This window comes from Paraburkholderia sp. GAS334 (assembly GCF_050436625.1).
Taxonomy (GTDB): domain Bacteria; phylum Pseudomonadota; class Gammaproteobacteria; order Burkholderiales; family Burkholderiaceae; genus Paraburkholderia.
On sequence record NZ_JBNDMO010000019.1, the window covers coordinates 55,048 to 78,926 of the forward strand.

At 60.1% G+C, this 23,879-nt stretch carries 21 protein-coding genes and 4 pseudogenes; 10 read left to right on the forward strand and 15 right to left on the reverse strand.

The window, feature by feature from the left end:
• The first annotated feature begins 30 nt into the window (after positions 1-30).
• On the forward strand, positions 31-195 hold the full coding sequence (locus tag P3T21_RS27530; protein WP_429259193.1) for a heme-binding protein: 165 nt from the start codon (positions 31-33) through the stop codon (positions 193-195).
• 39 nt (positions 196-234) lie between these two features.
• On the opposite strand, the gene P3T21_RS27535 is transcribed toward P3T21_RS27530, so the two are convergent.
• Entirely contained in the window at positions 235-663 is a 429-nt protein-coding gene (locus tag P3T21_RS27535; protein WP_429259116.1) for a nuclear transport factor 2 family protein, read from the reverse strand.
• A gap of 91 nt (positions 664-754) precedes the next feature.
• Between P3T21_RS27535 and P3T21_RS27540 the strand changes: the two genes are divergently transcribed.
• Positions 755-1,555: a FadR/GntR family transcriptional regulator gene (locus tag P3T21_RS27540; protein WP_429259117.1), complete on the forward strand. Its 801-nt coding sequence runs from the start codon at positions 755-757 to the stop codon at positions 1,553-1,555.
• Positions 1,556-1,707: 152 nt separating this feature from the next.
• Here the strand turns inward: P3T21_RS27540 and P3T21_RS27545 are convergent, their stop codons facing one another.
• On the reverse strand, positions 1,708-2,601 hold the full coding sequence (locus tag P3T21_RS27545) for a LysR family transcriptional regulator (RefSeq protein WP_429259118.1): 894 nt from the start codon (positions 2,599-2,601) through the stop codon (positions 1,708-1,710).
• A 106-nt stretch (positions 2,602-2,707) separates the two neighbouring features.
• On the opposite strand from P3T21_RS27545, the gene mdlC reads away from it, so the two are divergent.
• The 5 genes from mdlC (at position 2,708) to P3T21_RS27570 (ending at position 8,439) form a co-directional block, all read left to right on the forward strand.
• On the forward strand, positions 2,708-4,285 hold the full coding sequence (mdlC, locus tag P3T21_RS27550) for a benzoylformate decarboxylase (protein WP_429259119.1): 1,578 nt from the start codon (positions 2,708-2,710) through the stop codon (positions 4,283-4,285).
• A 22-nt stretch (positions 4,286-4,307) separates the two neighbouring features.
• Positions 4,308-5,495: an alpha-hydroxy-acid oxidizing protein gene (locus P3T21_RS27555; RefSeq protein ID WP_429259120.1), complete on the forward strand. Its 1,188-nt coding sequence runs from the start codon at positions 4,308-4,310 to the stop codon at positions 5,493-5,495.
• Positions 5,492-6,571: an enolase C-terminal domain-like protein gene (locus P3T21_RS27560; protein WP_429259121.1), complete on the forward strand. Its 1,080-nt coding sequence runs from the start codon at positions 5,492-5,494 to the stop codon at positions 6,569-6,571. Before P3T21_RS27555 ends, P3T21_RS27560 begins: the two co-directional genes overlap by 4 nt.
• Positions 6,572-6,669: 98 nt before the next feature.
• Positions 6,670-8,133 (forward strand): benzaldehyde dehydrogenase, encoded by a 1,464-nt coding sequence (locus P3T21_RS27565; RefSeq protein ID WP_429259122.1) that lies wholly within the window; start codon positions 6,670-6,672, stop codon positions 8,131-8,133.
• A gap of 21 nt (positions 8,134-8,154) precedes the next feature.
• Positions 8,155-8,439 (forward strand): hypothetical protein, encoded by a 285-nt coding sequence (locus tag P3T21_RS27570; protein WP_429259123.1) that lies wholly within the window; start codon positions 8,155-8,157, stop codon positions 8,437-8,439.
• A 754-nt stretch (positions 8,440-9,193) separates the two neighbouring features.
• On the opposite strand, the gene P3T21_RS27575 is transcribed toward P3T21_RS27570, so the two are convergent.
• Complete coding sequence (locus P3T21_RS27575; protein WP_429259124.1) at positions 9,194-9,628, reverse strand: TolC family protein; 435 nt, start codon at positions 9,626-9,628, stop codon at positions 9,194-9,196.
• A gap of 44 nt (positions 9,629-9,672) precedes the next feature.
• Positions 9,673-9,804 carry a hypothetical protein gene (locus P3T21_RS27580; RefSeq protein ID WP_429259125.1) on the reverse strand — a complete coding sequence of 44 codons (132 nt, stop codon included), beginning with the start codon at positions 9,802-9,804 and terminating at the stop codon, positions 9,673-9,675.
• A 96-nt stretch (positions 9,805-9,900) separates the two neighbouring features.
• Between P3T21_RS27580 and P3T21_RS27585 the strand changes: the two are divergent.
• Positions 9,901-10,113, forward strand: a pseudogene (locus P3T21_RS27585) (LysR family transcriptional regulator); the annotation flags it as partial.
• A 119-nt stretch (positions 10,114-10,232) separates the two neighbouring features.
• Here the strand turns inward: P3T21_RS27585 and P3T21_RS27590 are convergent.
• The 5 genes and pseudogenes from P3T21_RS27590 to P3T21_RS27610 form a co-directional block, all read right to left on the reverse strand.
• Positions 10,233-11,471 (reverse strand): MFS transporter, encoded by a 1,239-nt coding sequence (locus P3T21_RS27590; RefSeq protein WP_429259126.1) that lies wholly within the window; start codon positions 11,469-11,471, stop codon positions 10,233-10,235.
• 145 nt (positions 11,472-11,616) lie between these two features.
• Positions 11,617-11,883: pseudogene (locus P3T21_RS27595) on the reverse strand (MarR family winged helix-turn-helix transcriptional regulator); the annotation flags it as partial.
• Between the two features lie 114 nt (positions 11,884-11,997).
• Positions 11,998-13,644: an FAD-dependent monooxygenase gene (locus tag P3T21_RS27600; protein ID WP_429259127.1), complete on the reverse strand. Its 1,647-nt coding sequence runs from the start codon at positions 13,642-13,644 to the stop codon at positions 11,998-12,000.
• Between the two features lie 288 nt (positions 13,645-13,932).
• Entirely contained in the window at positions 13,933-14,862 is a 930-nt protein-coding gene (locus P3T21_RS27605; RefSeq protein WP_429259128.1) for a LysR family transcriptional regulator, read from the reverse strand.
• Positions 14,863-14,907: 45 nt separating this feature from the next.
• The gene (locus P3T21_RS27610) at positions 14,908-15,399 is read right to left on the reverse strand and encodes a LysR substrate-binding domain-containing protein (protein ID WP_429259129.1); all 492 of its coding nucleotides are present in this window, start codon (positions 15,397-15,399) and stop codon (positions 14,908-14,910) included.
• Positions 15,400-15,617: 218 nt separating this feature from the next.
• Between P3T21_RS27610 and P3T21_RS27615 the strand changes: the two are divergent.
• A pseudogene (locus P3T21_RS27615) lies at positions 15,618-16,466 on the forward strand (IclR family transcriptional regulator).
• Between the two features lie 559 nt (positions 16,467-17,025).
• Here the strand turns inward: P3T21_RS27615 and P3T21_RS27620 are convergent.
• The 4 genes and pseudogenes from P3T21_RS27620 to P3T21_RS27635 form a co-directional block, all read right to left on the reverse strand.
• Positions 17,026-17,952 (reverse strand): SphA family protein, encoded by a 927-nt coding sequence (locus tag P3T21_RS27620; RefSeq protein WP_429259130.1) that lies wholly within the window; start codon positions 17,950-17,952, stop codon positions 17,026-17,028.
• Positions 17,953-18,402: 450 nt separating this feature from the next.
• On the reverse strand, positions 18,403-19,470 hold the full coding sequence (locus P3T21_RS27625; protein ID WP_429259131.1) for an alpha/beta fold hydrolase: 1,068 nt from the start codon (positions 19,468-19,470) through the stop codon (positions 18,403-18,405).
• Positions 19,471-19,786: 316 nt separating this feature from the next.
• Entirely contained in the window at positions 19,787-20,284 is a 498-nt protein-coding gene (locus P3T21_RS27630) for an FAD-dependent oxidoreductase (protein WP_429259132.1), read from the reverse strand.
• Between the two features lie 266 nt (positions 20,285-20,550).
• A pseudogene (locus tag P3T21_RS27635) lies at positions 20,551-21,049 on the reverse strand (IS5/IS1182 family transposase); the annotation flags it as partial.
• A gap of 269 nt (positions 21,050-21,318) precedes the next feature.
• Between P3T21_RS27635 and P3T21_RS27640 the strand changes: the two are divergent.
• On the forward strand, positions 21,319-22,209 hold the full coding sequence (locus P3T21_RS27640; protein WP_429259194.1) for an AraC family transcriptional regulator N-terminal domain-containing protein: 891 nt from the start codon (positions 21,319-21,321) through the stop codon (positions 22,207-22,209).
• Positions 22,210-22,644: 435 nt separating this feature from the next.
• On the opposite strand, the gene P3T21_RS27645 is transcribed toward P3T21_RS27640, so the two are convergent.
• Both P3T21_RS27645 and P3T21_RS27650 read right to left on the reverse strand, forming a co-directional pair.
• A complete protein-coding gene (locus tag P3T21_RS27645; RefSeq protein ID WP_429259133.1) occupies positions 22,645-22,953 on the reverse strand; it encodes a hypothetical protein in 309 nt (102 codons plus the stop codon).
• 156 nt (positions 22,954-23,109) lie between these two features.
• On the reverse strand, positions 23,110-23,511 hold the full coding sequence (locus P3T21_RS27650; protein ID WP_429259134.1) for a transposase: 402 nt from the start codon (positions 23,509-23,511) through the stop codon (positions 23,110-23,112).
• Positions 23,512-23,879: the final 368 nt, after the last annotated feature.

A 23,879-nucleotide genomic window follows, 5' to 3' on the forward strand; every position in this document is an offset into this window, starting at 1 on the left:
GCGCCAGCCTTCTTCACCGCGCTGACGGACATCTCCGCGGGCCGGATCGTCCCAGTTGCCGGGGGTGTGCTGGTTCGCGATTCTGACGGCCATGTGATCGGCGCGGTGGGAGTCAGCGGCGATCACCCGGAGAAAGATGAAGTCTGCGCAGCGGCGGGTATTGCCCGTGCGGGGTTGAAGGCGGATGTCGGATAAAGCGGTCCGGCCGGCCAGACTGCTTCTCTTGTCGGCCGGCTATTGGTGCTGCAGTTCCAGCGCCATTTCACAACGAATGTGGCGGCTGACAAACCGCCATTCGCCGGACGCGCCCTTGCGCAGTTCGTCGATGACATCATTCACGCGCAAGCGGGCCGGCGTATCATCGCCGGAGGTTTCGAATGTCAACTGGATAGCCGTGGTTCTCGCAATGTCGGCGGTCGGCATCTCCACACGCAGATTCGACCACATGTGGCGGGTTTTGCGATCGGACGCGGCAAAGCGTTTGCGGCAGTCGGCAGCAATGTTGTCGCTGCCCGCCGACTCGCGGCCGCCCACGGACAACACGCCGCCCGGCATAAACAGGTTCGCCAGCGCTTCGGCGTCGCACCGGTCGGCAAACCAGGCGAAATCGCTGAAAAGCCGCTCGATGGATTGCAGTTCGTTCTGGATGACAGGGTCGCTCATTCTTCGTCCGCACCAACATTAACAAAGTCACAAGGTGACTTGTAGAGTATAGTAATGCCAGACGCAGGTCCAGCAAAAAAGGAATGCACCCATGCAAACACCAACTGAACCCTCCTGGCAGCCAACACGTCGACTTGCCCGCGGCAATGCCGCCGAACAGATTCTCGAAGACTTGCGAAGCCGGATTCTCGACGGCGAACTCACCCGCGGCACGAAGCTGCCAACCGAGAAGCAGCTCGCGGAAGGTTATGGCGTGAGCGGCCCGACGATCCGGGAAGCCATTCGCGGCTTGACGACGGCGCAGCTGGTCGAAGTACGGCATGGCAGCGGCGCGTATGTGACGGCTGACGCCGACCAGCTCATCGGCGTATCGCTTCTTTCGATGATGCAACTCGAACGCGTCGGCATTGCGGAAGTGTTGGGCGTGATGGGTGCGCTCAACGGCTATGCCGCGGAACTCGCCGCCAGGCGAGCCACCGAGGAGGACCTTCAGGCGATGCGCGAGGCACTACGTCAGATCAACGAAGGAACAGATTCCGAAGCGGTGGCGGATGGTCTGCGACTGTTTATCGATATGCTCGCCAAAGCGTCGGGCAATGTACTGCTTGCCGCGCTTTGCAGATTTCTCGCCAGTGTTCAGATCGGCTTCGCAAGAGAACTCACTGGCGGCTCATTCGAGAACTGGCGAAAGATCACAAAACGCATGGCCAAACATCGTCAACATCTGGTCGACGCCATTGCGAGCCATGACACCGCTGCTGCGCGCGAGGCTGCCCGCTCGCATATCGAACAATCCGCCAAGGTGATTTCGTCGCTGCCGGACGCAGGCGAGAAGATGCTGTCCGAACCCGCTCTGGCGAGACTTCTGGGATCGATGTTGCAAAGGGACTAGCTCCGCCGCCCTCGCCGAATGTCGCAAGTCAGGCCAGAAAGAGTCGGTCAGAAGTTTCGCCCGAACGACCGGTGATGGCCATGCCGAAGTGACTCCAGATCCATCGTCCGGCTCATGATGCCACGGGCGCGGGGCGGGTATGCCGAGCCCGCTCAGACACGGCTCAATGTACGCGCGACCGTGTCGCAAAACCATTGCTGGGCGGCCGAGTCTTCCGTGTGCGGATACCAGTACAGATTGACCTCGAAGGTCGGCGTCGGAAACGGTAGTGGCAAGACGCGCATCCTGCCGTCGCTTGCGAACGCGCGCGCGATGCGGGTCGGCAGCGTCAGCAGCAGATCGGTCGACTCGATCACCGCAACCAGGCTCGTGAAGTGCGGCACACGCAGCGTAATCCGCCGCGTCAGCCCCATCTCCGACAGCACGTCCTCGACGAGGTGGTGACCGGTAAACGGCGCCACGACCACGTGATTGGCCGACACGTAGTCGTCGAGCAGCAGCGCGTCGCGGATCGACGGGTGCGACGCGCCGAGCAGGCAAGAATAGCTTTCGGTGAACAGCGTCCTCTTGCGCGTCTGGCCCCCGACGGACCGCAGGTTTCCGACTGCCGCATCGACGCTGCCGGTTTGCAGCCATCCGGCGATGCGCTCGCTGTCGAGTTGCACGATCTCCAATCCGACCGACGGCGCACTCGCCTGCAATTCGCGAACGAGCGGAGGCAAGAACTGCAGCTCGCCCAGGTCGGATAACGCGAGACGAAAACTGCGGCTCGATTGCCGCGGGTCGAACTGCCGCGTCGCCACGATGGCCGCACCTATGTCGTCGAGCGCGCGCTTGAACGCATCGAACAATTGCGTCGCGTTGAATGTCGGCACCATGCCGCCACGCGTGCGAGTAAACAGCGGATCCTGCAGCAGGTCGCGCAGCCGGCTCAGCGAGTAACTCACGGACGGCTGCGTAATGTTCAGCCGCTTCGCCGCGGCGCTCACGCTGCGCGTTTCGTAGATGGCCACGAAGGTTCGGATCAGGTTCAGGTCGGTCGTCATGTCGGCATCAAAATATAGACAACATCTATTTTTACAACACAAAAATGATGATTGGATTTATTTTTCACCGACTCCTAGGATGAGCGCGTTGACTAGGAGATTTGCAATGACGACCGTTCACCAGGCATGCCACGACATTCTTCGCGAGCAAGGCCTGACCACCCTCTTCGGCAATCCAGGTTCGAACGAACTGCCGTTCCTGAAGAACTTTCCGGCCGATTTCCGGTACATCCTCGGCCTTCACGAGGGCGCTGTCGTCGGCATGGCCGACGGTTTCGCGCAGGCGACCGGCCGGCCCACACTCGTGAATCTGCACTCCGCCGCCGGCACCGGCAACGCGATGGGCGCACTCGCGAACGCGTGGAACTCGCATTCGCCGCTCGTCGTCACGGCCGGGCAGCAGGTGCGTTCGATGATCGGCGTCGAAGCGTTGCTGACCAATACCGACGCGACCAATCTCCCGCGCCCGCTCGTCAAGTGGAGCAGCGAGCCCGCCAGCGCGCAGGAGGTTCCGCTCGCACTGAGCCGTGCGATCCACACGGCGGCGACGCCCGCGGCGGGGCCCGTCTATCTGTCCATACCTTACGACGACTGGCAGCAGGAAGCCGGACCGGGCGTCGAGCATCTCGCGCGCCGCCGCGTCGAGTTCGCGGGGCAGCCCTCCGCGCATATGCTGGCGTCGCTCGCGAACGCGCTCGAGCAGGCAAAGGAGCCGGTGCTGGTCGTCGGGCCCGACGTCGATGCCGTCAATGCAAACCGCTTTGCCGTCGAGCTCGCCGAGAAGCTCGCGATGCCGGTGTGGATGGCACCTTCGGCGCCACGCTGCGCGTTCCCGACCACCCATCCCTGCTTTCGCGGGCTGCTCCCCGCAAGCATCGCAGGTATCAGCAGGCTGCTCGACGGCCATGACCTGATTCTGGTTGTCGGTGCACCGGTGTTCCGCTATCACCAGTACGAGCCTGGCGACTATCTGCCCAAGGGCGCCCGGCTGATCTCAATCACGTGCGACATCAACGAAGCGACACGCGCGCCGATGGGCGACGCCATCATTGCTGATATCGCTGCCACGTTGCGCGTATTGAGCGAAATCGTGTCGCCCAGTCCGCGGTCGATGCCCAACACGCTATCGCGTCCCGACCACGCGCCCGAATTGCCCGGCCCGCTCGCGCCCGAGCGCGTGTTCGATATTCTCGACGCCGTCGCGCCGCGCGACGCGATCTACGTGAACGAATCGACGTCGACCACGAACCTCCTGTGGCAGCGGCTGCGCATGACCGAGCCGGGTAGCTATTACTTCGCCGCCGCGGGCGGACTCGGATTCGCGCTGCCCGCGGCCGTCGGCATCCAGCTCGCGAAGCCGGAACGGCGAGTCATCGGCGTGATCGGCGACGGGTCCGCGAATTACGGCATCCAGGCGCTCTGGAGCGCCGCGCAGTACGAAATTCCCGCGATCTTCATCATCGTGAAGAACGGCACATACGGCGCATTGCGCTGGTTCGCTGGCGTTCTGCAGGTCGAAGACGTCCCGGGCCTCGACGTGCCGGGTCTCGACTTTTGCGCGCTCGCGCGCGGCTACGGCGTCGATGCGCTGCATGCGAATTCCGGCGCGTCGTTGAAGGCGGCGCTCGAGCAGGCGCTTGGCAGCGACAAGCCGTTCCTCATCGAAGTCGAGACGCGCGCTTGAGCGCATGCGGAAGGAGACAGAGATGAACCACCCCGTCAATGTCGCGGAATTCCGCGCACTTGCCCGGAAGCGTCTTCCGCGAATCGTGTTCGACTATGTGGATGGCGGCGCGGAGGACGAAATCGGTCTGCACCACAACCGCCGCGTTTTCGACGATGTGAAGTTTCAGCCTCGCCGTCTCGTCGACGTCAGCCGGCGCGATATCCGGACGTCGCTGTTCGGCAAACCGCTGTCGGCGCCACTCGTCATCGCGCCAACCGGCCTCAACGGCATCCTGTGGCCGGACGGCGACCTGGCGCTCGCGCGCGCGGCCGGAAAGTTCGGCATTCCGTTCACGCTGTCGACCGCATCGACCTCGTCGATCGAAGCCGTCAGCAGGGCCGCGACCGGCGAGATCTGGTTCCAGCTCTACGTCCTCCACCGCAGGCTCGCGGAATCGCTGGTGAAGCGCGCGCTGAGCGCCGGCTACACAACGCTGATTCTGACCACCGACGTCGGCGTCAACGGCAAACGTGAACGCGACCTGCGCAACGGCTTCGGAATGCCGATGCAGTACAGCCCGCGCACACTGCTCGACGGCATACTGCACCCTCGCTGGTCGCTCGACCTCGTGCGGCACGGGATGCCACAACTCGCGAACTTCGCGAGCACCGATGCTACGGATACCGAACTTCAGGCCGCGCTGATGAGCCGGCAGATGGACGCAAGCTTTTCGTGGGAAGGATTGCAATGGCTGCGCGATCTTTGGCCGCACCGGCTGCTCGTCAAAGGCATCAGCCGTGCCGACGACGCCGAGCGCTGCATCGCGCTGGGCGCGGACGGCGTCATCCTGTCGAACCACGGCGGCCGCCAGCTCGACAGCGCGGTCGCGCCGTTCGAAGCGCTCGGTGCGACGGCGTCGCGGATCGCGGCGCCCGTGCTGATCGACAGCGGCATTCGCCGCGGCGCCGATGTCGTGAAGGCGATCGCGATGGGCGCGAAAGCGGTGCTGCTCGGCCGCGCGACGCTGTATGGCCTCGCCGCCGACGGCGAGCGCGGCGTCGAAGCCGTGCTGTCGATGCTGAAGAGCGAGATCGACACCACGCTCGCGCAGATCGGCTGCCCCGACATCGGCCAACTGTCGCGGGACTTCCTCTGGCCGCACGGGCCGAACGCAGATGGCGGCGCGCCTGCGCCGTCGCCGCTCACTCAACTTTTCGAGGCACCATGACCGACATCCGCATCACCGGCCTGCGCGCGCGGGCTGTCAACGTTCCACTGCAATATCCGGTCAAGACCGCAGTCGGCACGGTGGCGACGTCGCCGCTCGTGCTGATCGACTTGCAGACGAATGCGAACGTCACCGGCACATCCTATCTATTCACCTACACGCCGCTCGCGCTCAAGCCAGTTCGGCAGATGGTCGAGGAGCTCGCGGCGGTCGTCAAAGACATGCCGCTCGCGCCCTACGCGATCGATCAGCTGATGCAGTCCCGATTCCGCCTGATCGGCCATACCGGCGTCATCCGCATGGCGACCGCGGGCATCGACATGGCTGTATGGGACGCCCAGGCCAAATTGCACGGGCTGCCGCTCGTCGAGCTGCTTGGCGGCACGGCACGGCCGCTTGCCGCGTACGACAGCCACAGCATGGACGGCGTCGAGCTCGCCCGGAAGCGGGCGGGCGACGCAGCCGCGTCCGGCTTCAAGGCGATCAAGACAAAGATCGGCTATCCAACGCTTGAGCACGACCTCAATGTCGTCCGGTCCATACGCGAGGTGGTCGGCGACGCGGTTCAGATCATGGTCGACTACAACCAGGGCCTGACGGTGCCCGACGCGGTGCGGCGCGGGAAGGCGCTCGAACAGGAAGGCGTCGCGTGGATCGAGGAGCCGACGCTGCAGCACGACTACGTGGGACATTCGACCATACGCGAAGCATTGCAGATTCCCGTTCAGCTAGGCGAAAACTGGTTCGGTCCCGAGGACATGACCAAAGCGATCGCGGCACGCGCGTGCGATCTGTGCATGCCCGACTTGATGAAGATCGGCGGCGTGAGCGGATGGCTGCGGGCAAGCGCTCTGGCCGAGCAACATGGCCTGCCGATGTCCAGCCACATCTTTCAGGAATTCAGCGCGCATCTGCTGGCGGTCAGCCCGACGTGCCACTGGCTCGAACGCATGGATCTCGCCGGCCCGATCGTCGAGCCCGTTCTGCAATTTAAAGACGGCAGAGCGCATTTCGGAGACGCGCCCGGCGCGGGAATCATCTGGCGCGAAAAAGAGGTCGACCGTTTCCTGGTCTGATCGTCGCCCGCGTGGACCAACGCGGGCGAATGAAGCTGATCCATCTCGCAGATCAGCAGGTGCAACGTGATGCGCAAAAACATTTTTGGAGACAACGAATGACCGACAACAAGCAAACGTGCAAGTGGGAAGGACTCATCTTCTCGAACGGATGGGTACCCGCTGCCGGCGGTACGGCCCCCGTCATCGAACCATCGACGGGCGATACGCTCGCGGCGATCGGCATGGGGCTTCCCGAGGACATCGATCGGGCCGCGCATTCGGCCAGTGCGGCTCAGCCGTCGTGGGCGGCGACGCCGTTCGATCAGCGCGCGGCGATCTTGCGGGAAGCAGCGAGATTGCTGAAGGAACGCGCGTCCGAAATCAACGACTGGAACGTGCGTGAATGCGGCTCCACTCGCGCCAAGGCGGAGTGGGAACTGCACGCGACGTATGAGCAACTGCACATGGCGGCCGCGATGCCGATGCAGCCGGAAGGTGCGCTGTTTCCGTCGGCGCTCCCCGGTCGAATGAATTTCTGCCGACAGATCCCGATTGGCGTCGTCGGCGTGATCGCCCCGTGGAATTTCCCTCTCCTTCTCGCGATGCGGTCGGTTGCGCCGGCCCTCGCCGTCGGCAACACGGTCGTTCTGAAACCGGATCTGCAAAGCGCAGTGGCGGGCGGCTTGCTGCTGGCTCAGGTGCTGGAAGATGCCGGCTTGCCGGCCGGCGTCCTCCACGTTGTCCCGGGCGGTCCGGCGACCGGCGATGCGCTCGTGCGCCATCCGAAGGTCGGGATGATCTCGTTTACGGGTTCAACGGCGGTCGGCCGAGCGATCGGCCAGATCTGCGGACAGATGCTGAAGAAGGTTTCGCTGGAGCTCGGGGGCAACAACGCGATCGTCGTGCTGGATGACGCCGATGTCGACGCAGCGAGTTCGAGCGGCGCATGGGGCGCGTTTCTGCACCAGGGGCAGATCTGCATGCAGACGGGTCGGCATCTCGTGCATCGCTCGCTGGCCGAGCAGTACGCATCGAAACTCGCCGAACGAGCGCGCAAGCTGGCGGTGGGTGACCCGTACAAGGCGCAAGTGCACCTCGGGCCGCTGATCAATCAGAAACAACGCGACCGGATCGACAACATCGTCAGGAAGACCCTCGCGTCCGGCGCGACACTCCTTACGGGCGGACGATTCGAAAAGCTTTTCTATCAACCGACGGTGCTGACCGGCGTGACGACGGACATGCCCGCGTTCACGGAGGAAATCTTCGGGCCTGTCGCGCCTGTCACGGTGTTCGACGACGATGACGAAGCCGTGGCGCTCGTCAATGCGTCGGATTACGGTCTTGCGGCCGCCCTCCACACTCGGTCACTGTCGCGCGGTTTTGCGCTGTCATCACGTATCCGGGCGGGCATGGTGCATTTGAACGACCAGACGGTCAACAACGAATTCCACGTGCCCTTCGGGGGAATGGGGTCGTCCGGAAACGGTGGGCGATTCGGCGGACCCGCGAACGTCCACGAATTTACGCAGACCCAATGGATCAGCGCGCTCGACAAGCCGATCGCCTATCCTTTTTAGAAAACGCTAACTGAATGAATTTTGAAACCGTCGCTAGCGAATGATGCAGGCGGCAACTTTGAGGAATGCCTTGCCGTCTCGCAGATCATCGCCGGCGTCGAGCCTCGCTGTGCCGCCGTCGCACCGACGGCAACCGCGCTCGTCGCGACCTCCGTGGTCGCGACCGCACTGCTGACGTCCGTGCTCAGCGCTGTGGTCGCGCCGGTGGGGCGTGCTGTCGGCGAGACATCGCGGCCCCCGCGGCGGCGCGCTCGGGTGCGCTGTCTGACGCAAACGGGCTACGGCCAATGCTCGATCATCCGCTGAAATAGCTACGCGAGGCGCCTGAGTCGTCGAAGCCTGCCTTCGACCATGAACAGGTTCGGACTGCGATCGTCGACATTCTCGAGACCGCTCGGCATGCGCAGCGCGCGGCGCATCGCTAGGCTACCTGATCTGAGCAAAGACGGGGTCGTGCGCGATCAGAGACTGCGGCACAGAGGACAAGATGATGCGCGCGGGTGCAGTCGTACGCAAAACACCGGAAATCAGGTTCATGGCCGCGGCCTTTGCACCATCGCCGCGGGATCCAATCGCGTTTGAACAACTCGTGATAGATAGCAAAAGAGAAATCCGCCAGGAATGTCAGGTGGACTATTGACCTTCTCATAAATCATGATGTCGCCATTACATTGCCTGAATCCAACACGCGGCGGCATATAGGAGCCGTGGCGGTGGCAGCACCTCGAAGCCGAGATACCAGAAGATTACATTCTCGACATCATTCACTTGACATGAAGGGCTGGTGCCAATCCATCCAGTCATACGTTCCCTGCACGTTGCTCCAAGCCCAGGTTGGACGTCTTTCAGCGATCCTTGTTTTAATCCGTACCCCTGGCTTTGTGATTCGATCGTCCGGCTGTAACCAGTCTCTCGCTTCAACGAAATCTTGCACGAGTACATTCGTCGACGTACGCATCATCTAACCACCTCAAAGTAACTATTCCGGCCATTGGTTGCAGCTTTCCCGTCGTCAAGGAAGAGACCCTGCGACGTCCAGACCGCTCGAACGTGATACCCGTTAATCCAGATCTGACGCTGTCATGGAGGCCCGCGAAACACTGCCATCGATCGAAGTCTGGTTCCAGGTACTCAACGGGCTGTTGCGTTTCAACGAAGACGCTACCGGAAAGGTGGTCTCCCAACTTCCACCCAGCGCCTTGAAAAGGCCGACAAGCGCGAGTGAGACCTCTGTGGTGCTGACAACACTTGCCTGCTGAGTGTCCAGCAGGTCCCGCTGGACCGTGAGGACGTTCAGAAAGTCTGTCGCACCCGCAACGTATTGCCGACGTGCATTGTCAAGCGCCACCTGATCCTGTGCTACGGCGCTGTCAAGCTTCTCGTGCCTTGCCTGACACGTGTCGTAATCACTCATCGCGTTATCAACCTCATGCCAGGCGTCGAGCACAACGCGCTGGTATCCGACCATTGCCTCGCGCTGCTGGGCCTTGCGCAACTCGAGTTGTCCTTTCAGCCGACCGCCCTCGAAAATCGGAACAGTCAGCGCCGGCCCGACCCCAAAACATCCGCGAGCTCCACTCTTGTGACGGTGTCCTTGTGCGTGATGGATGTGGCGACGCGCTCGGTGCCATCTACGGCGTCGACAAACAGCGATTCGATATCGAACGTCATGCGCTTTCGACTGACAGCGTCGTATATTTCGAAGTGGAAGTAAAATATATTAATTTTACTGATTGATCATTTAATCTGATCTTGTGATAGAACACCATGGATCTTCGCCGTCTACGTTATTTCGTTGCCGTCGCGGAAAAAGAGCATTTCGGACGCGCGGCCAAACGCATCCACATTGTGCAGTTCGCGTTGAGCATGCAGATTCGCTCGCTGGAGGAAGAACTGGGCGGGCCGCTTTTCCAGCGCACCAGCAGGCGCGTGGTGCTGACCGAGGCTGGCAGCATGTTGCTCGCGGATGCGCGGCGTCTGCATCCATTAGGCACGCAATGCTGGTGCGCTGAAAACAACATGGTAGCGATACGGACGTTATTCCGATAATGCGTCATCTCTATAGTTGTCGTTCGGATTGTGTTTAATGGTACAAACCCTTACGTCGCTAGGGGCCCCGCGCCACGTGCTACGCCTTCAGTGCCTTCGGCAATGGGCATGGACCGCCCGAGCATGAGGAACAAGAAGGCCGAGACAACGAACAGAGCCGCGGACATCGCGAGCGCCGTCACGTAGCTACCGGTGCGGTCATGAATCACGCCGTAGGCAATACCGCCAACCGCGATGCCCGTATAGAAAAACGCGGCGAGCCCTCCATACACGGCGCCGTAGTGCCTGAGGCCGAACAGACGGGCGCAGAAGAACGAGAGAAAATCGAGCTCGGCGCCGATACTCAGCCCAACGAGAAGCACGGCGAACAACGCCGTAGCCGCATGCGGCCCACCGAACATCCAGAGCAGCATGCCGGCTGCGGCGAGGCAAAGCGCCGTTGCGGCGACTCGCTCCGGCCGGAAAGCGTCCAGCGCCCCGCCGATTACCAGCCGGCTCACCACAACCGACGCGGAAAGCGCTGACAAGAGCAAAGGCGCCGATTGCGCGGCGAGTCCTTTCTCAATGACGATGGACTGAAATTGCGACACGAATCCGAGCGACGCCACGCTCAAGCCCAAAATTGCCGCGCCCAACAGCCAGAACGCACGCTTGCAAGCAGCGACGGCGAGCCGCTCGCCCGCTCGCGTATCCGGCGAGCTTGCGTCTTGGACCGGCGCGCGGCTTAGCGCCAACGCAAGCAGTCCGCCAATCAGCACCGCCGCAGCGAAGAACTGGTAGCCGCCTCGCCAGCCCCAGCGCGCCATGACGCCTGCGAGCACCGGCGGCAGGATCATCGCGGTCAGGCCGATACCGAGCAGCGAGAACGCAAGCGCCGTTCCGCGCGACTTCCGGAAGCGAGTCGAGATGGTTCGTGTATAGCTGACGGGACCAGTCGCACAGCCGAGCACATTGAGCGAGATGAACGCCGCATAGAACATCCAGAGTTGACCATTCATGGCCGAAAGCCACACGAAGCAAGCCGACATGCAGATGGTCGAAAGCGCTGCCACCCGGCGCACCCCAAAGCGATCGAGCAACAGTCCCGCGAAAGGGAGCACCGCTGCGGTCACGGGCAGCGCGATCAGCGAAACGGCGGTGGCGCCTTTCGACCAGCGGAACTCGTGCTCGAGCGCGCGAAAGAAGAAACTCGAAAGCGGGGTATAGGCGCCGATGCCGAGGCCCAGTCCAAGGACAGCGCCGATCAAGTCGCGCCAGCCGGCGCGCAGTTCGTCGAGGAATGCGCTCATGTTTCGTCCTTGCCTGAAGGCAGCATTATGTCGTTCACGTTTGTCTCCATTTGTTGTACGCCAGTGAGTGGCGATCTTTTTTGCCTCAGTCCGGCGCGCACCCACGTGTGCGCCGTGTTTCGGGACGGGTCAGTGCACCGCGCTATCGCGAGCGTTTCAGCAGACCCCTTGCATCGAGCTTGTCGAGCAAGCGGGTCATCAGTCCCGTGTCGACGGCCAGCAGCGTGGACAGCTCGAACGGCGTGCTTGCCCCGTCGTTATGCATCGACAGCAGGATGCCCATCTGCTGGCTCGTAATGTCGAATTCCTGGAGCGCCGCATCCATTTCCGCCATCACGAGGTTGCGCGCCTTCTTGAGCAGAGACCCGATGGTTTCGTTCAACAGGAAGTTCTGGGTTGTATAGTGTTTCATCGAAAACGGAGGAACGGCCACGTCAACCTTCGCCTTGTTTGCGGGCCGTAAGCGTGCCGTCTGGCAACGTGTCAGTCGCCAAACGGATGGCAGGATGCCGCTGAGTGATCGTCGTTAGACTGCCGCACGGCAAAGCGTGCGGTCCAATGCCTTCTGGAGAATCGTCGACGGATCGGATACCGCGCCCCGGCTGCGCCATGCGACGTGACCGTCTGGCCTGACCAGTACGGCGCCGTCTTCGCCGATCCCATACAGATCGGCAAACGACCCTTCCGGCGTCAAATCGGCATTGCCTGTATCGGCGACGGTGTATGTACGAAGCGGTGGACACTGCTGCAGCCTTTGCGCAGCTTCGCGCCAAACGTCTCCCTTGCCGCCGGTCAGCAAAACAATGTCCCTGTCGAACAGATCAGTCGCCGACAGCCTCTCATTCCCGCGGCGAAGCCATATGTGGGGTGCCCGATAACCAGGTTTTGCGCACGGAACATAATCAACGACTGGATGAGCGACGGCGGGTGCAGGTTCATCGTCCGGAACGAAAGCACCGTCCTGTTCGTAGTGAACGCCTAAATCCACTCCCGCCCAGTTACCGTACTGCGTCGAGGCGAGCACAGCTTCGACCTGTGCTTCCCTTGTCCGCGCCCGGTGAATCTTGCCGACATGGGCAAGATTTTCTTTGCCATAGTCGCATGCCCGTTTGGCGACTTCGCGCCTTTCGCTATCGAAAGTGTCGAGCAACGTGTCGGGAGCATATCCTTTGAGCACGGAGGCAAGTTTCCACGCCAGATTGTGTGCTGTCTGGATCCCCGTGTTCATGCCGATACCGCCGGCGGGCGGAATTCGATGCGCAGCGTCGCCTATCAGGAGCAATCGTCCGTCGCGAAGGCGATCGGCAACCGATGCGGCGATCGCATACGTGTACGTGGAGTGCAGATCGAAAGCGACGGATTCGGCTTCCTCTCCTCCAATCATGTCACGCATTCTGCGAATGACTCGCTCAGGCGTCCAGCTTTCCGCTGATTCCTTCTCTGGATCGAAGCCGATCTGACACATCCAGCGCTGCTTACCATCCAACGGCTGAAAAACACCGAGCTTGTTCGCACCCATCGTCCAGATGAGGGCAGCTTCTTTTCCTTCGGTCCAACGGCTGAGATCGGCTGTGAAATGGTTATTGATGTAGTGCTGAAGGCTCGTTGGCCCGGTAGAGGTAATGCCGGCCATTTCTCGCAGGGGACTGCGCCCCCCGTCCGCGGCGATCAGCCACCGTGCGCGGATTTCTTCGAGCGAGCCATCCGGCTTGCGCACGGTGACGACAACATGATCCTCATTCTGCGCATAAGCGATCAGCTCAGTCGAAAACTGGATCTGTGCTTCGCGATAGCCGCTCGCATGCCGGAACAGCATTGAGTCGATCTTATCCTGCGCCGTGCACTTGAATCCGTAGGCGGTGTTTTCCGCCTGCGCGTCCGGTGCCATGCAATTGCTCGGCATCTCGCCGATCATGTCGCCGGACAAGGTATCGAAGTAATTGAAGCGATGGCACCAACTCTCCGGGAGTGAAACGCTATGCAGGTCGTCGTAAAGACCGAACTGGCTCCATATCTCCACCGTGCGCGACATGACGCCGCGCGCTCGGGGTAGCGTACTAATGCCGGCGCGCTTTTCGACGAGCAATGTCTCTATGCCAAATCGAGACATCATGATCGAAAAGGTGAGCCCCACGGGCCCCGCGCCACAAATAATTACAGGGATTTCACGCATCGTGCATGTCTCCGGGTTCTATGAGTTTTCATCCAGCGATACCTATAGAAAAGCGCTGATCGCGCACGGTGAGTCATCCGCGCTGACGGTATCGCGGAATTTGACCCATCACATGCGGTCGTCACCCCTTTGCTATGGATGCGCCAATGATGAATTCATAGAGAGAAAAACGGAACACTGAGAAGCGTGAATGCCGTTATCACGGTTTTGAATATCATTGACCGCGGCGCCGTCCGTGACGGCCGATGAAACGGTCGCCGGCTGGTTGCACTGCCGCGAGCCATGGCCTCACGCCGAGGTTCCGCCGCCCCGGTTGAGTTGCGAAAACTGCCCATGGATGAGTTGTCGAAGCCACTGGTTGCCGGAATCACGATGGTTTTGTGCATGCCACAAAATGTTGATCTTCAGTTCAGGAAGATCGAAGGGGCATGGGGCCGTCGCCAGTTTTGTCAATTCGAAGGTACGCGCTGCATAGGCCTCAGGCACGACCGCGATCATGTCGCTAGACAGGAGGATGTGGGCGACGGCAACGAAATGAGGTACTTCTATCTTTACCTTTCTCTTGATGCGAGACCGTTCGAACGTCGCCTCAATGTCCGCATGAGCGGTGCCTTCCGCAGTTATTCGGATGTGTTCCGCCGCCTCGAAACGCTCCTTGGTCAAGCCTGTTGCGGCGCAAGGATGACTTTGCCTAAACAGACAGACATATGGAGTGGTAAACAGCGTGCGTTGGAAGAATCCGAATTCAATCTCTGGTACCACACCAAGTGCGAGGTCGATCCGGCCGCTTTCCATCTCGTCACGGAGGTTCACCATGGTGTGGCGCACGGAGGTGATGGTAATTCCCGGGCCGGCTTTTGACAGGAGGGTCGTCAGTGCAGGAAGAAAGTACGTTTCTCCCACATCCGTCAACGCGATCCTGAAGTTTCGCGAACTCGTTGCAGGGTCGAAGACAGGAGCGGTGTTGACGCTGTCCAAAATGATCTGGAGCGCGTATGCAATCGGCTCGCTCAGATTTTCGGCAAACCGGGTAGGTGTGAGTCCTTTTGACGTGCGTAAGAATAGGTCGTCTCCGAGCATCTTCCGGAGCCGGTTCAATGCGTTGCTCACTGCGGGTTGGGACATCCCGAGACTTTTTGCAGCTTTCGATGCAGTGCCTTGAGCGAGGAGTTCGCTTAACACGACCAGAAGGTTCAAATCGAGGTCTCGAAGTTTCATACCTGTGTCCACTCGGTGTCTCTTGAGTCATCCTTCGCTTTTGGATCAACCTTCGTCGATCATTTTGAACGTCACCGCCTTAGCGGTATCGTCCAAACGCACTGCTCCAAGCCACTTGCCACGGCCGACGATTTCGTCGACCAGCTTGAATACGAGCTTGAGGCCTTCGTGGATAGCCGGGGAATGCGATCGCGCGGTGTTCTCGCACAGCGCCCACGTCATAGACATGCCACGAACGGGGCTCCAGGCCACTTCGTTCGCCAGGCGTTCATTCCCGCTTATCACCGTGTCGCACGCCCCTTGACGCGCCAGCTCGATTGAAAGATTCATCGCGTCAATCTCGAAGATCGTTTTGAACTCAAATCCCCTCCGTGCCATGGCGTTTTCGATCTGCGTGCGAATCACGTTTGGCTTGCCTGGCAGCGCCAATCGTAAATTGTCGAGACGCGAGAGCGCGATCGGCTTGTCAGGTTGCAGCAGCGACTCGTTTCGTGAAACGAGAATCAATGGTTCACGGAACGAGAGGGGCGTGAACATAACCGTCCTCAAACGGATCGAACGCAGCAGCGCGTGCGCTCACCGGGCAACCGCTGGGGGAAAGGACACTTCGATACACCCAGATCAGGCGCGACTTCGGCCATGCTCTTCTCCAAATACGGCGTCATTTGCGCAACTCTAATACGCAATGCGTAATTTCGTGATCCGGGTTAACCTTGCCACCTCGGCTGCCGCTTCCGGTCGGCTAAGATCGCGAAATGGAAAATCATTCTGCAAACCAAGCTAGTGCCCGCACTGCGTGCGACCGCCGGCAACGCGTGCAGTCTGCGTCCATCGGGATGCTCGTACTAAAGGAACTGGCTGCCCTTGGCGGTCGTGCGACGCTGACCGCCCTTGCCGCCCACCTTCACGAAAACCCCGCGAAAGTCCATCGCTATCTGGCGAGCCCAACGGAAGAGTCTTTCGTCACTCAGGATCGGGCGACGCAGCAGCACTGTCTTGGGCCTCAATGCATCGCCATCGGTCTGGCAGCAATGCGCACGGCGGATCCCATTCGCTTGTCCGAGCCGTCGCTTGTTCGCATATGAGAGAGTCTCGAAGTGACGTGCTTCATTGAGGTAATGGGCAATCGCGGCCCTGCGATCGTGCGCTTTGAGGAGCCGGGGTCGCCGGTCACGGTAAATGTTCGCGCGGGTTCAGTGATGTCGATGCTCTGGTCCGCGACGGGACGGGTCTTCCTCGCCTTGCTCGACGAGTCGCGGGTTCGAGCACTTGCCGAGGAAGAACTCCCGCACGCCCCTGCGGACTTACGTGGGCAGCGCGATCCGACCGATCCGATAGGACAGCGGCGACGTGAGGTTCGCGCAGTGTGCTGCGCCACGGTCCAGGATACCAATCTGAAAAGAATAAGCGCTGTCGCCGCACCGCCGTTCAATGTCAATGGACACCTTTGCGCGACGCTCACCGCGCTGGGAGCGACCGGTGGGTTCGATGCCTCGATCAATGGTCCGATCGCGACTGCGTTGCGACAGGAAGCAAAGACAATCAGCGCGGAGGTTGGCGACGTGCCGAATAGTGCCGACGCAATTTTGCATGGTGGCGCATAGGTGGTCGCGAGCGTCACGTTGTGTCTTCGTACGGCAGCAATGATTCCGCCGGCGTCGCTGCAGAGCTACGAACGGCCGCCATGCCCGACGACGCCAGCTCTAAGTTTCGAATCGGACGGCTGCTTACAGAATGCACCGGACGTCCAAACGTTGCCCGCCCTTGACCCGTTGCACGGCTGCTGCCTTGAACTCAGCCGTGTACACCTGATTCGGTACCTTGAACATCTCTTCTTTCCTTCCTTTCGGTCGACTTTATACACGACCTGAGCAGCCCTTCCATAGTATCTGGAAGGCGAAATTTCGAGGGAAGCTCACCTCCAGGTACACACGCTAGCGCGTGCGTCGGATGCTCAGGTCCAGACCAAGGTCGGTCTGCGTGATGGGCTCATGGTGGTGCGCGAACCTTCCTTTGACTGTCCGCGTTTGCATGAGTTTTGAATATCCTACTTAGGCGACCGGCCAAGCATCAAGACGTGGTGTCCGCACTTACGCCGCCTCCGCGAGGTTGAGTTTTCGAATTGAATCCGTCGGTTTCTCCCTCATCGCATCTACTCCGCCATCAAAAGCGGAAAGTGAGGTTGGCAAAGACCTTGTAGCCTTTCGGGATCGTTGCCTTGTCAGGTCCCGTCGGACCACCCGACGCACTGGCACTGATATCTTTCATCGCCCAAAGATTGACGCTGGCAGGACCGAACTTGTATCCGACCAGTGCGCCGACCGCGAAGATGTTGTATCGATCGACATTGATCGCGTTGTGGTAGAAGGCGCTGGACGTATCGTTACTGACCTGGCCGATGTAGGATGCGACCGGCCCGATGGACCAGTTACCCAGCGTCTTCGTCGCGGCAAAATCCGCATGCAGGATGTCGCCGGTCCGATAGTGTGTCTCCGTATTGGGTGTGTTCACCTCTACCGAAAAGTTTCCGGTCACATTCCATCCATACTTGATGTACGAAACACTAAGCAGGGGCTGGAAGATCCACCAAGGCGCCCCCGGACCCGCAAGGCCGTTGGTGCCAGTGATCGTCCCGTCGGGCACCGTCACCGCGAATCCCGCTTTCACATGGAACCCGGTGTCTCCCAGCTTCCAGCTGATTTGTGCCGGCGCAATCAGCGTATTGTGGATGCCCGAACTCTGCTGGTTCAGAGGCGCGCCTGCGTCCGCCATCATAAATGGTTGCACGATGAGCGCCTCGTAACGGCCGCCGAGGAATGTCCAGCCGGGCGACCACAGAATCCCCGTTACCGCGGTCGCAACGTGAAGGGGCGTGGACCCGCTGGGATCCCCGGGACCATAGCGATGCCCCTGAGCCGTATAGATCTCGTTGAAACTATAGAATCCGGGCGGCGGCGAAGCCGCCGACATGGTCAACACTGCCCCGGATGGGATCGACCAGCCCGGATATCCGTGCTCGTAAGCAAATGCGCCGTCCGAGAACGCGGCAAGCGCGAACAGTACGCATGCACTTATTTTTTTTACGCTCATATGTCTCCTCCCGGCGGCCCGCTCCCAGCAAGGCCGTTATTTTTTGAATGGTCGATCGTTGAAGGAAGTGATGCGCGGCATCACTGACAAAGCAACCCTTAGCGCGGCGTGGCTTCGATCATGCGGTCACACAACAGGCACGGTTCGTCGGATCGATTGCTCCAGGCGTGATTGGTGCCGCGAATGTGCAGCACGTTAGTGGCCCCATCCATTAACACCACAGATTTCCCGTCTGCATCGGTCCCGGCCGAATTTCGTTTCATTTCAATTTATACATTTTGGTATCCTATATTTTTATGGTATTACGTGATCTTTCAAACAGGAAAGGAACTCGCCAATGGCCCACGTTTCGTTAAATTTCTCAATGGCAACAGCGCGCTCTATCATCGGTAAAAGCGCGATCCCGGCGTTGTTCCAGGCGCTGTACTGATCAAGCTTGGGACGCGCGGATCAATCCGGTTGCGAAGTAGGCTGACACGTCAGCTCGTCAATGAATGCCTTAAGGCGCGGCGCCCACTGTGCCGCGTCGATTCCAGAGGCAAAGTGACCAAACCGGCTTGCAATTTCGTGATAGATAGCTCGAACCCCTGTGTCACGGAGTTGGTTCATGATCTGCGGGGCGATTGTCGGCGGGAACATCTGGTCCGTGCTGGACAGCACGAATAGAACGCGGGCCGTAATCTTTGCCAGGTCGGCTCGCACATCGAATCGCTCGGCGGCACGCATAAGGATCACCATCGAATTGGCGTCAAAGGTGCGGGCCCATGCGCTCGCAAGATGCGCGATTTGCGCGTCCATCGAGCCCTGATCCGGAAAGCGATCAGCCAACACACTGTCGATTCCGAAATTGCGAAGTGTCCGGACGCGCATTCGTTCGAGCGTCGCCTGGACGCCGGCTGTGCCGTAATAGTCACCGCCGTGCCAGTTTGGATCCTCCGCAAGCTGTTCGACAATGCCCGCGGCATTTGCCCCCGGGCAATATAACGCGCACGTTACCGCAACGATTCCGTCGACGAAGTCGGAGTGCGACACGGCCCACTGGAAAGCCTGAAAACCACCGTACGACGGCCCCACTACCGCGACGAGATGTCGGACGCCCAGGTATTCCAACAATTTGCGTTGTGCGTTCACCATGTCGACGAGGCTCAGATCTGGAAATCTCGAACCATAAGGTTGCCCGGTTGCTGGATTGATGCTCGAGCCATTCGTCGAGCCAAAGGAGGAGCCCAACATGTTTGGGCACACGACAAAGAATCGCCTCGTGTCGATGGGCTTCGCAGGACCCACGAGCTCGCACCATGAACCCTCGGCGGTCGTGCCTCCGGGCAGCACCATTTCCGGTCCACTTGTATAGCCGTGCGTAACTAGGATCGCGTTTCTACCATCCGGCGCCATTTCCCCGAACGTCAAATAGGCTGTGATCGCATCGGTAAGCACCGCACCATTTTCGAGCTGAAGGCGCTCAATCTTGTGCTTTTGAATACCGGAGATCGTGGATTCTGTATCGGTCTGGTTCATTGAACGGTTCCCCAAGGGGTCGTTGCGCGTCGGTCTCAAAATCGGCGTTCGCTATACGAAGAATGAACATGATTTGCCCGCGCCAAGACGAGGCGGTCGGAATGCCAATTCATCCGATTCCTAAAACGTGCGGTCTTTTTTTGAGCTGTCATCGCCGGCGGATCTTCACGCAGGTGACACCGCGGCCGCGTTCGAGCACGTGATGCACATTGTCCATGCAGTACTGGATCACGCATTACGCGACTTCGCGCCGCTCGTCTTCGATTGTATCGAGCAGCCGGTGACCGGCTACGCCACGTATAACGGCAGCCAGCTTTCATGCGAGGTTATGCGCGGTGTGAATGCCGGCATTCACACCGATTCCGCCGAACGGCGACACGTGATGCACCGCGTCGCCGACGAGCAGCACGCGGCGGTCACGCAAACGCTCCGCAACAACGGCTGCGAGCGTGTATGGGTAATTCGAGTGCAGATCGAATTCGAAACTGCCGCATCGTGATCGCCGATCATCGCTCTCACACGCTTGAGTACCCGCTCCATGCCAGCTATGGCCCGATCGCGATCGGGAGTCGCTCGACCGCTGGACGTTGCGACACCACTGGGGCGGCAGCGACAGCGCATCCAGTTCCTCGACAATACCGAAGTGATTCCAGATCTTCATCGTCCGGCTCATGATGCCGCGGGCGCGCGGCACTGTGCTGACGCCGCCGCGCATTTCGACGACGAGGTTGCAAATGCCGAAACGCGACAACAGTATCGACAGCGTGAGGCCGACCGGACCGGCCCCTGCGTTGATGACGGGTACGTGCTTCACGGGTGTCTCCTCCTTTCCACGATCGGGCTCGAGGGATGCACGCGGCGAAACGCAGCGTCGCCGCGCGTGGCGCTCAATGTTGGCGCTCGATGTGCCGATGATGAACAGAACGTGACCGCAAGGCAACACAGTGACCCGCATATGGGGTTATCACGATAGTGAATAATGGGAGCATAGCGACGTGTTTGTGGACACTGTCGGTCATTCGTGTCCGTCGCAGCCGATCATTGCATCTTCTACGCAAAGCGGGGTAACGGTACAGATCAGATGCTTACTGCTCGTATCTCGGGGCCACTGAAGTAGGCCCGGTCAGCCATAACCTTCAGCTTTGGTTTGCCCATCCCGTTCTTCGCGGGCAGTGCCATCCTGCTGAGTTGCCCGTGATCGTTTCCGACGTTAGTAACCTCGTGTTCAACGATCAGATGATGCTTCGTGTCCCCGGCGGCCTGAACGTTGTAGCCCACTATGCCGGAGCCTTTTCCGCTCGTTGTCCTGGACCGTGCGTCGGGATCCGTCATCGACAGCTGTCTGTCCGGCTGCTTCTTCAACTGTTTTTCGATCTGCTTAAGCTCACGCTTCTACTGGCGCAAACTGGCGATCTTCTCGTACAGCCGCACGGTCTTCACGTCGAAACCTGTCGGGCTGGTCCGGTCCGCATTTTCGATCGTCGAGATACCGTTGTACGCTTCCCTCAATCTGCTGCTGAAGCTTGTCGATCTTGCCTGCCGTGTAGTTTCTGTCGCGGCTGTTCACAGCCTTGGTCCTCTTACCCTTGACCGGCGTTCGCGAGCGGGTTGTAGTTGGAGTCGGTGTGCGAGATCCGCCGGTGAAGCATACTCGGGAAGCCCGGTAGTGACATGCAGTGAAACCTTTGAGAATGGACCGCATGCGAACGATGCCACGGATACCGACGCATCGGTTGCATCAATCCCCCGAGAGTTGTGCCTGATCCTGCAAACGGACACACAGGCGGATCTATTTGTGGCTACCATGGGAGGACTAGTACAGATCCCGGAGCGGTTTCGTTGCCCACCATGAGATTCCACGCCTTCAAGGAAATTACCGAGCTGGTCGCCCGTCATGCAAAAGACGAAGGTGCCAACGCCACGGCTGTCGATAGCCTGTTAGTAGGGCGGCATACTTCCCGTTCGGCGTTGATCCATTGTGAGCAATCCCCGACGTTCGCGATGGTGGTACAGGGCAGAATGAGCATCGAACTCGGTGGACAGGTCCAACATTACGGTGTCGGCGACTACCTGTTTGTGTCGTTCGATGTTCCCGTCGCATTTCGGGTTATAGAGGCTAGCGAGGAACAGCCGTGTCTTGGACTAGGTATGGCGATTTCCCCGGAGCGTCTACACGAAGTGCTCGCGCGGGTGGACTTGCCGCCACCCCCCACGGCAACCGAAAGTGCATGCAGTGTCATTGTCGCCCGTGCGAGCCTCGACTTGCTGGATGCGACGCTTCGCCTGTTACGCCTGCTGGATGCTCCTGGCGACATCCGGCCGATGGCGCCCCTTATCGAGCAGGAGATCATTTACCGGCTTTTATCCGGGCCGCATGGCGGACGCCTGCTGCAACTGGCCGTAGCTGACAGTCCAGCCAACGGGATAGCCAAGGCGATCGCCTGGCTGCGCAAGCACTACGAGCAACCGCTGCGGATCGCGGACCTTGCCGACCAGGTCGGGATGAGCGAGTCCTCATTGCATCATCATTTCAAGGCAATCACCCGCCTTACGCCCATGCAGTACCAAAAGCAACTCCGACTTTACGAGGCACGTCGGCTAATACAGATCGAGCGTCGGAACATCGGCAGCGCCGGCTATGCGGTGGGCTATCAAAGCCGCTCGCAGTTCAGTCGTGAATACGGCCGGCTATACGGGGTATCGCCACAGCAACATATGAATGGCAGCACTCATACATGAACGGAGGTAGCTCTCACCGATCCCAACATGTCCGCGGGAGCTCCTTCAGGTTCCAGCACGGCCCTCCTGATAAACAAGCTGGAGCCTTTTGCCGATCGCACAGCGGTCGGCATTTTTTTTGTTCCGAACGCGCGGATATCGTGCGTCAGCTATCGTCAGACACACGCTCGTCAGACCGGGCGGTCGCAGCCACCTCTTGCCATTCCGTGCAGTAAATGCGGTGCGCAACAAACGAAGCTTTCGATATCCGACATCCCAGCCTCCCGGTATGAACGGGTGTAGCGGCTCATGAACCACTCATGACAGACGACGGAAAAGCACAGTCAGCACGTTCCCGTCGGATGAGCCCGCGGCGTGGAATTCGGAAGGAACCAAGGGCGGTCCGATCGGTGAGACGATTGTAGCCCGCACAGATGCAGCGGGTTGAAGATCTTCCTACACGTCGTGATGGTGAGGCATGCGAACGAGGTCGATAGCCTCTCTCAATGTCGTAGCGCTTACATCATTTTTCTTCGTCACGATGCGGGGCAGCGCAAAGTAGGTGCGACACACCGGATCAGAATACTCTTCATGAGCCTGCTCACTTAGCCAGTCGAGCCGTTCGCTATCCGCATTACTGGCATGCGCCTCAAATAGGTGCCTACGAAGGAGTCCAATCTCGCTGGCCGCTTGCCGAAGGGTATCAGCCGCCTCACCCGTCATGGCTTCCGCCAGCTTTTTTAGCCGTTCAAGATCGACAGGCATATCAGGCTAATTCCCACGCTTTCTGGCCGGGAGGCAAAACCGTTGTGTTTCGCATGAAAACGCCGCTCCGGTCCATCGTCATCCCGTTTCCGTCATGACCGCCCTTCGCAGACTGTCTTCGGATGAAGCCATCCTCATCGGACAGTTCGTCGTGCGTCACGCCATCCTGACCGGCGCCCGCCAGGACGCCGGGTTCGTCCAGAAGGCGCCGCGCAGGCGATCGCTGCCAGGCTGTGCCGGCGGCTTGGCGCCGGTGGCGCCGATGCTGCCGCGCGGCGAAATTTCGCGGCCGCTCGAGTTGAGACGTCTGATTATTTCGGCGAGCGTGCCATCAGCCTGCCACTCGTCAAAGCGGCGCCTGCATGTAGGCGGCGACGGGTAGCGGCCCGGCAGCCTGGACCAGCCTTCGCCGGTCGAGAGCACCCATAGCACCGCATTGAGAACTGCACGCGTTTCCGCGCGCGGCCGGCCGCGCCGCTCGCTCCGCGAGGGCTTCGCACAGAACAACGCTTCGACCAACTCCCACTCGTTGTCTCCTAAATCGTTGGCCAGCATCATATTTCACCTCAACAAAGCTAACTCCGGTGTGCCGACTCGCAGCGCGCTCTTCTCGTCCACAGCGCTTCGGGTTGCCTTGACGATAGTCCAGCGCGACTTCGAACACCCTCTTCGATCAAGCCCAGATACCCACTACAGCCTAACCATGCCGTAAGAAGACGATGCCACGAATGACGACGCATCGGTTATATCAATTCGCCGAAAGTTGTGCCTGATCCTGCAAACGGATGCACATGCCGATCCATCTGCAGCTACCATTGTGAGGACTGGCACAACTCCCAAATCGGCTTCGTTGAGCACCATGAGTACCCCTATCTTCAGGGAAATTGCCCGGCTGGTCGCCCCTTTGAATAGACGAACGGTGGATT

Excerpts from the sequence above, each read along its gene's own strand:
- P3T21_RS27535 (WP_429259116.1), bottom strand. The coding sequence starts at position 663 with ATGAGCGACCCTGTCATCCAGAACGAACTGCAATCCATCGAGCGGCTT.
- P3T21_RS27540 (WP_429259117.1), top strand. The coding sequence starts at position 755 with ATGCAAACACCAACTGAACCCTCCTGGCAGCCAACACGTCGACTTGCC.
- P3T21_RS27545 (WP_429259118.1), bottom strand. The coding sequence starts at position 2,601 with ATGACGACCGACCTGAACCTGATCCGAACCTTCGTGGCCATCTACGAA.
- mdlC (WP_429259119.1), top strand. The coding sequence starts at position 2,708 with ATGACGACCGTTCACCAGGCATGCCACGACATTCTTCGCGAGCAAGGC.
- P3T21_RS27555 (WP_429259120.1), top strand. The coding sequence starts at position 4,308 with ATGAACCACCCCGTCAATGTCGCGGAATTCCGCGCACTTGCCCGGAAG.
- P3T21_RS27560 (WP_429259121.1), top strand. The coding sequence starts at position 5,492 with ATGACCGACATCCGCATCACCGGCCTGCGCGCGCGGGCTGTCAACGTT.
- P3T21_RS27565 (WP_429259122.1), top strand. The coding sequence starts at position 6,670 with ATGACCGACAACAAGCAAACGTGCAAGTGGGAAGGACTCATCTTCTCG.
- P3T21_RS27580 (WP_429259125.1), bottom strand. The coding sequence starts at position 9,804 with ATGACGTTCGATATCGAATCGCTGTTTGTCGACGCCGTAGATGGCACC.
- P3T21_RS27590 (WP_429259126.1), bottom strand. The coding sequence starts at position 11,471 with ATGAGCGCATTCCTCGACGAACTGCGCGCCGGCTGGCGCGACTTGATC.
- P3T21_RS27600 (WP_429259127.1), bottom strand. The coding sequence starts at position 13,644 with ATGCGTGAAATCCCTGTAATTATTTGTGGCGCGGGGCCCGTGGGGCTC.
- P3T21_RS27605 (WP_429259128.1), bottom strand. The coding sequence starts at position 14,862 with ATGAAACTTCGAGACCTCGATTTGAACCTTCTGGTCGTGTTAAGCGAA.
- P3T21_RS27610 (WP_429259129.1), bottom strand. The coding sequence starts at position 15,399 with ATGTTCACGCCCCTCTCGTTCCGTGAACCATTGATTCTCGTTTCACGA.
- P3T21_RS27620 (WP_429259130.1), bottom strand. The coding sequence starts at position 17,952 with ATGAGCGTAAAAAAAATAAGTGCATGCGTACTGTTCGCGCTTGCCGCG.
- P3T21_RS27625 (WP_429259131.1), bottom strand. The coding sequence starts at position 19,470 with ATGAACCAGACCGATACAGAATCCACGATCTCCGGTATTCAAAAGCAC.
- P3T21_RS27640 (WP_429259194.1), top strand. The coding sequence starts at position 21,319 with ATGAGATTCCACGCCTTCAAGGAAATTACCGAGCTGGTCGCCCGTCAT.
- P3T21_RS27645 (WP_429259133.1), bottom strand. The coding sequence starts at position 22,953 with ATGCCTGTCGATCTTGAACGGCTAAAAAAGCTGGCGGAAGCCATGACG.
- P3T21_RS27650 (WP_429259134.1), bottom strand. The coding sequence starts at position 23,511 with ATGATGCTGGCCAACGATTTAGGAGACAACGAGTGGGAGTTGGTCGAA.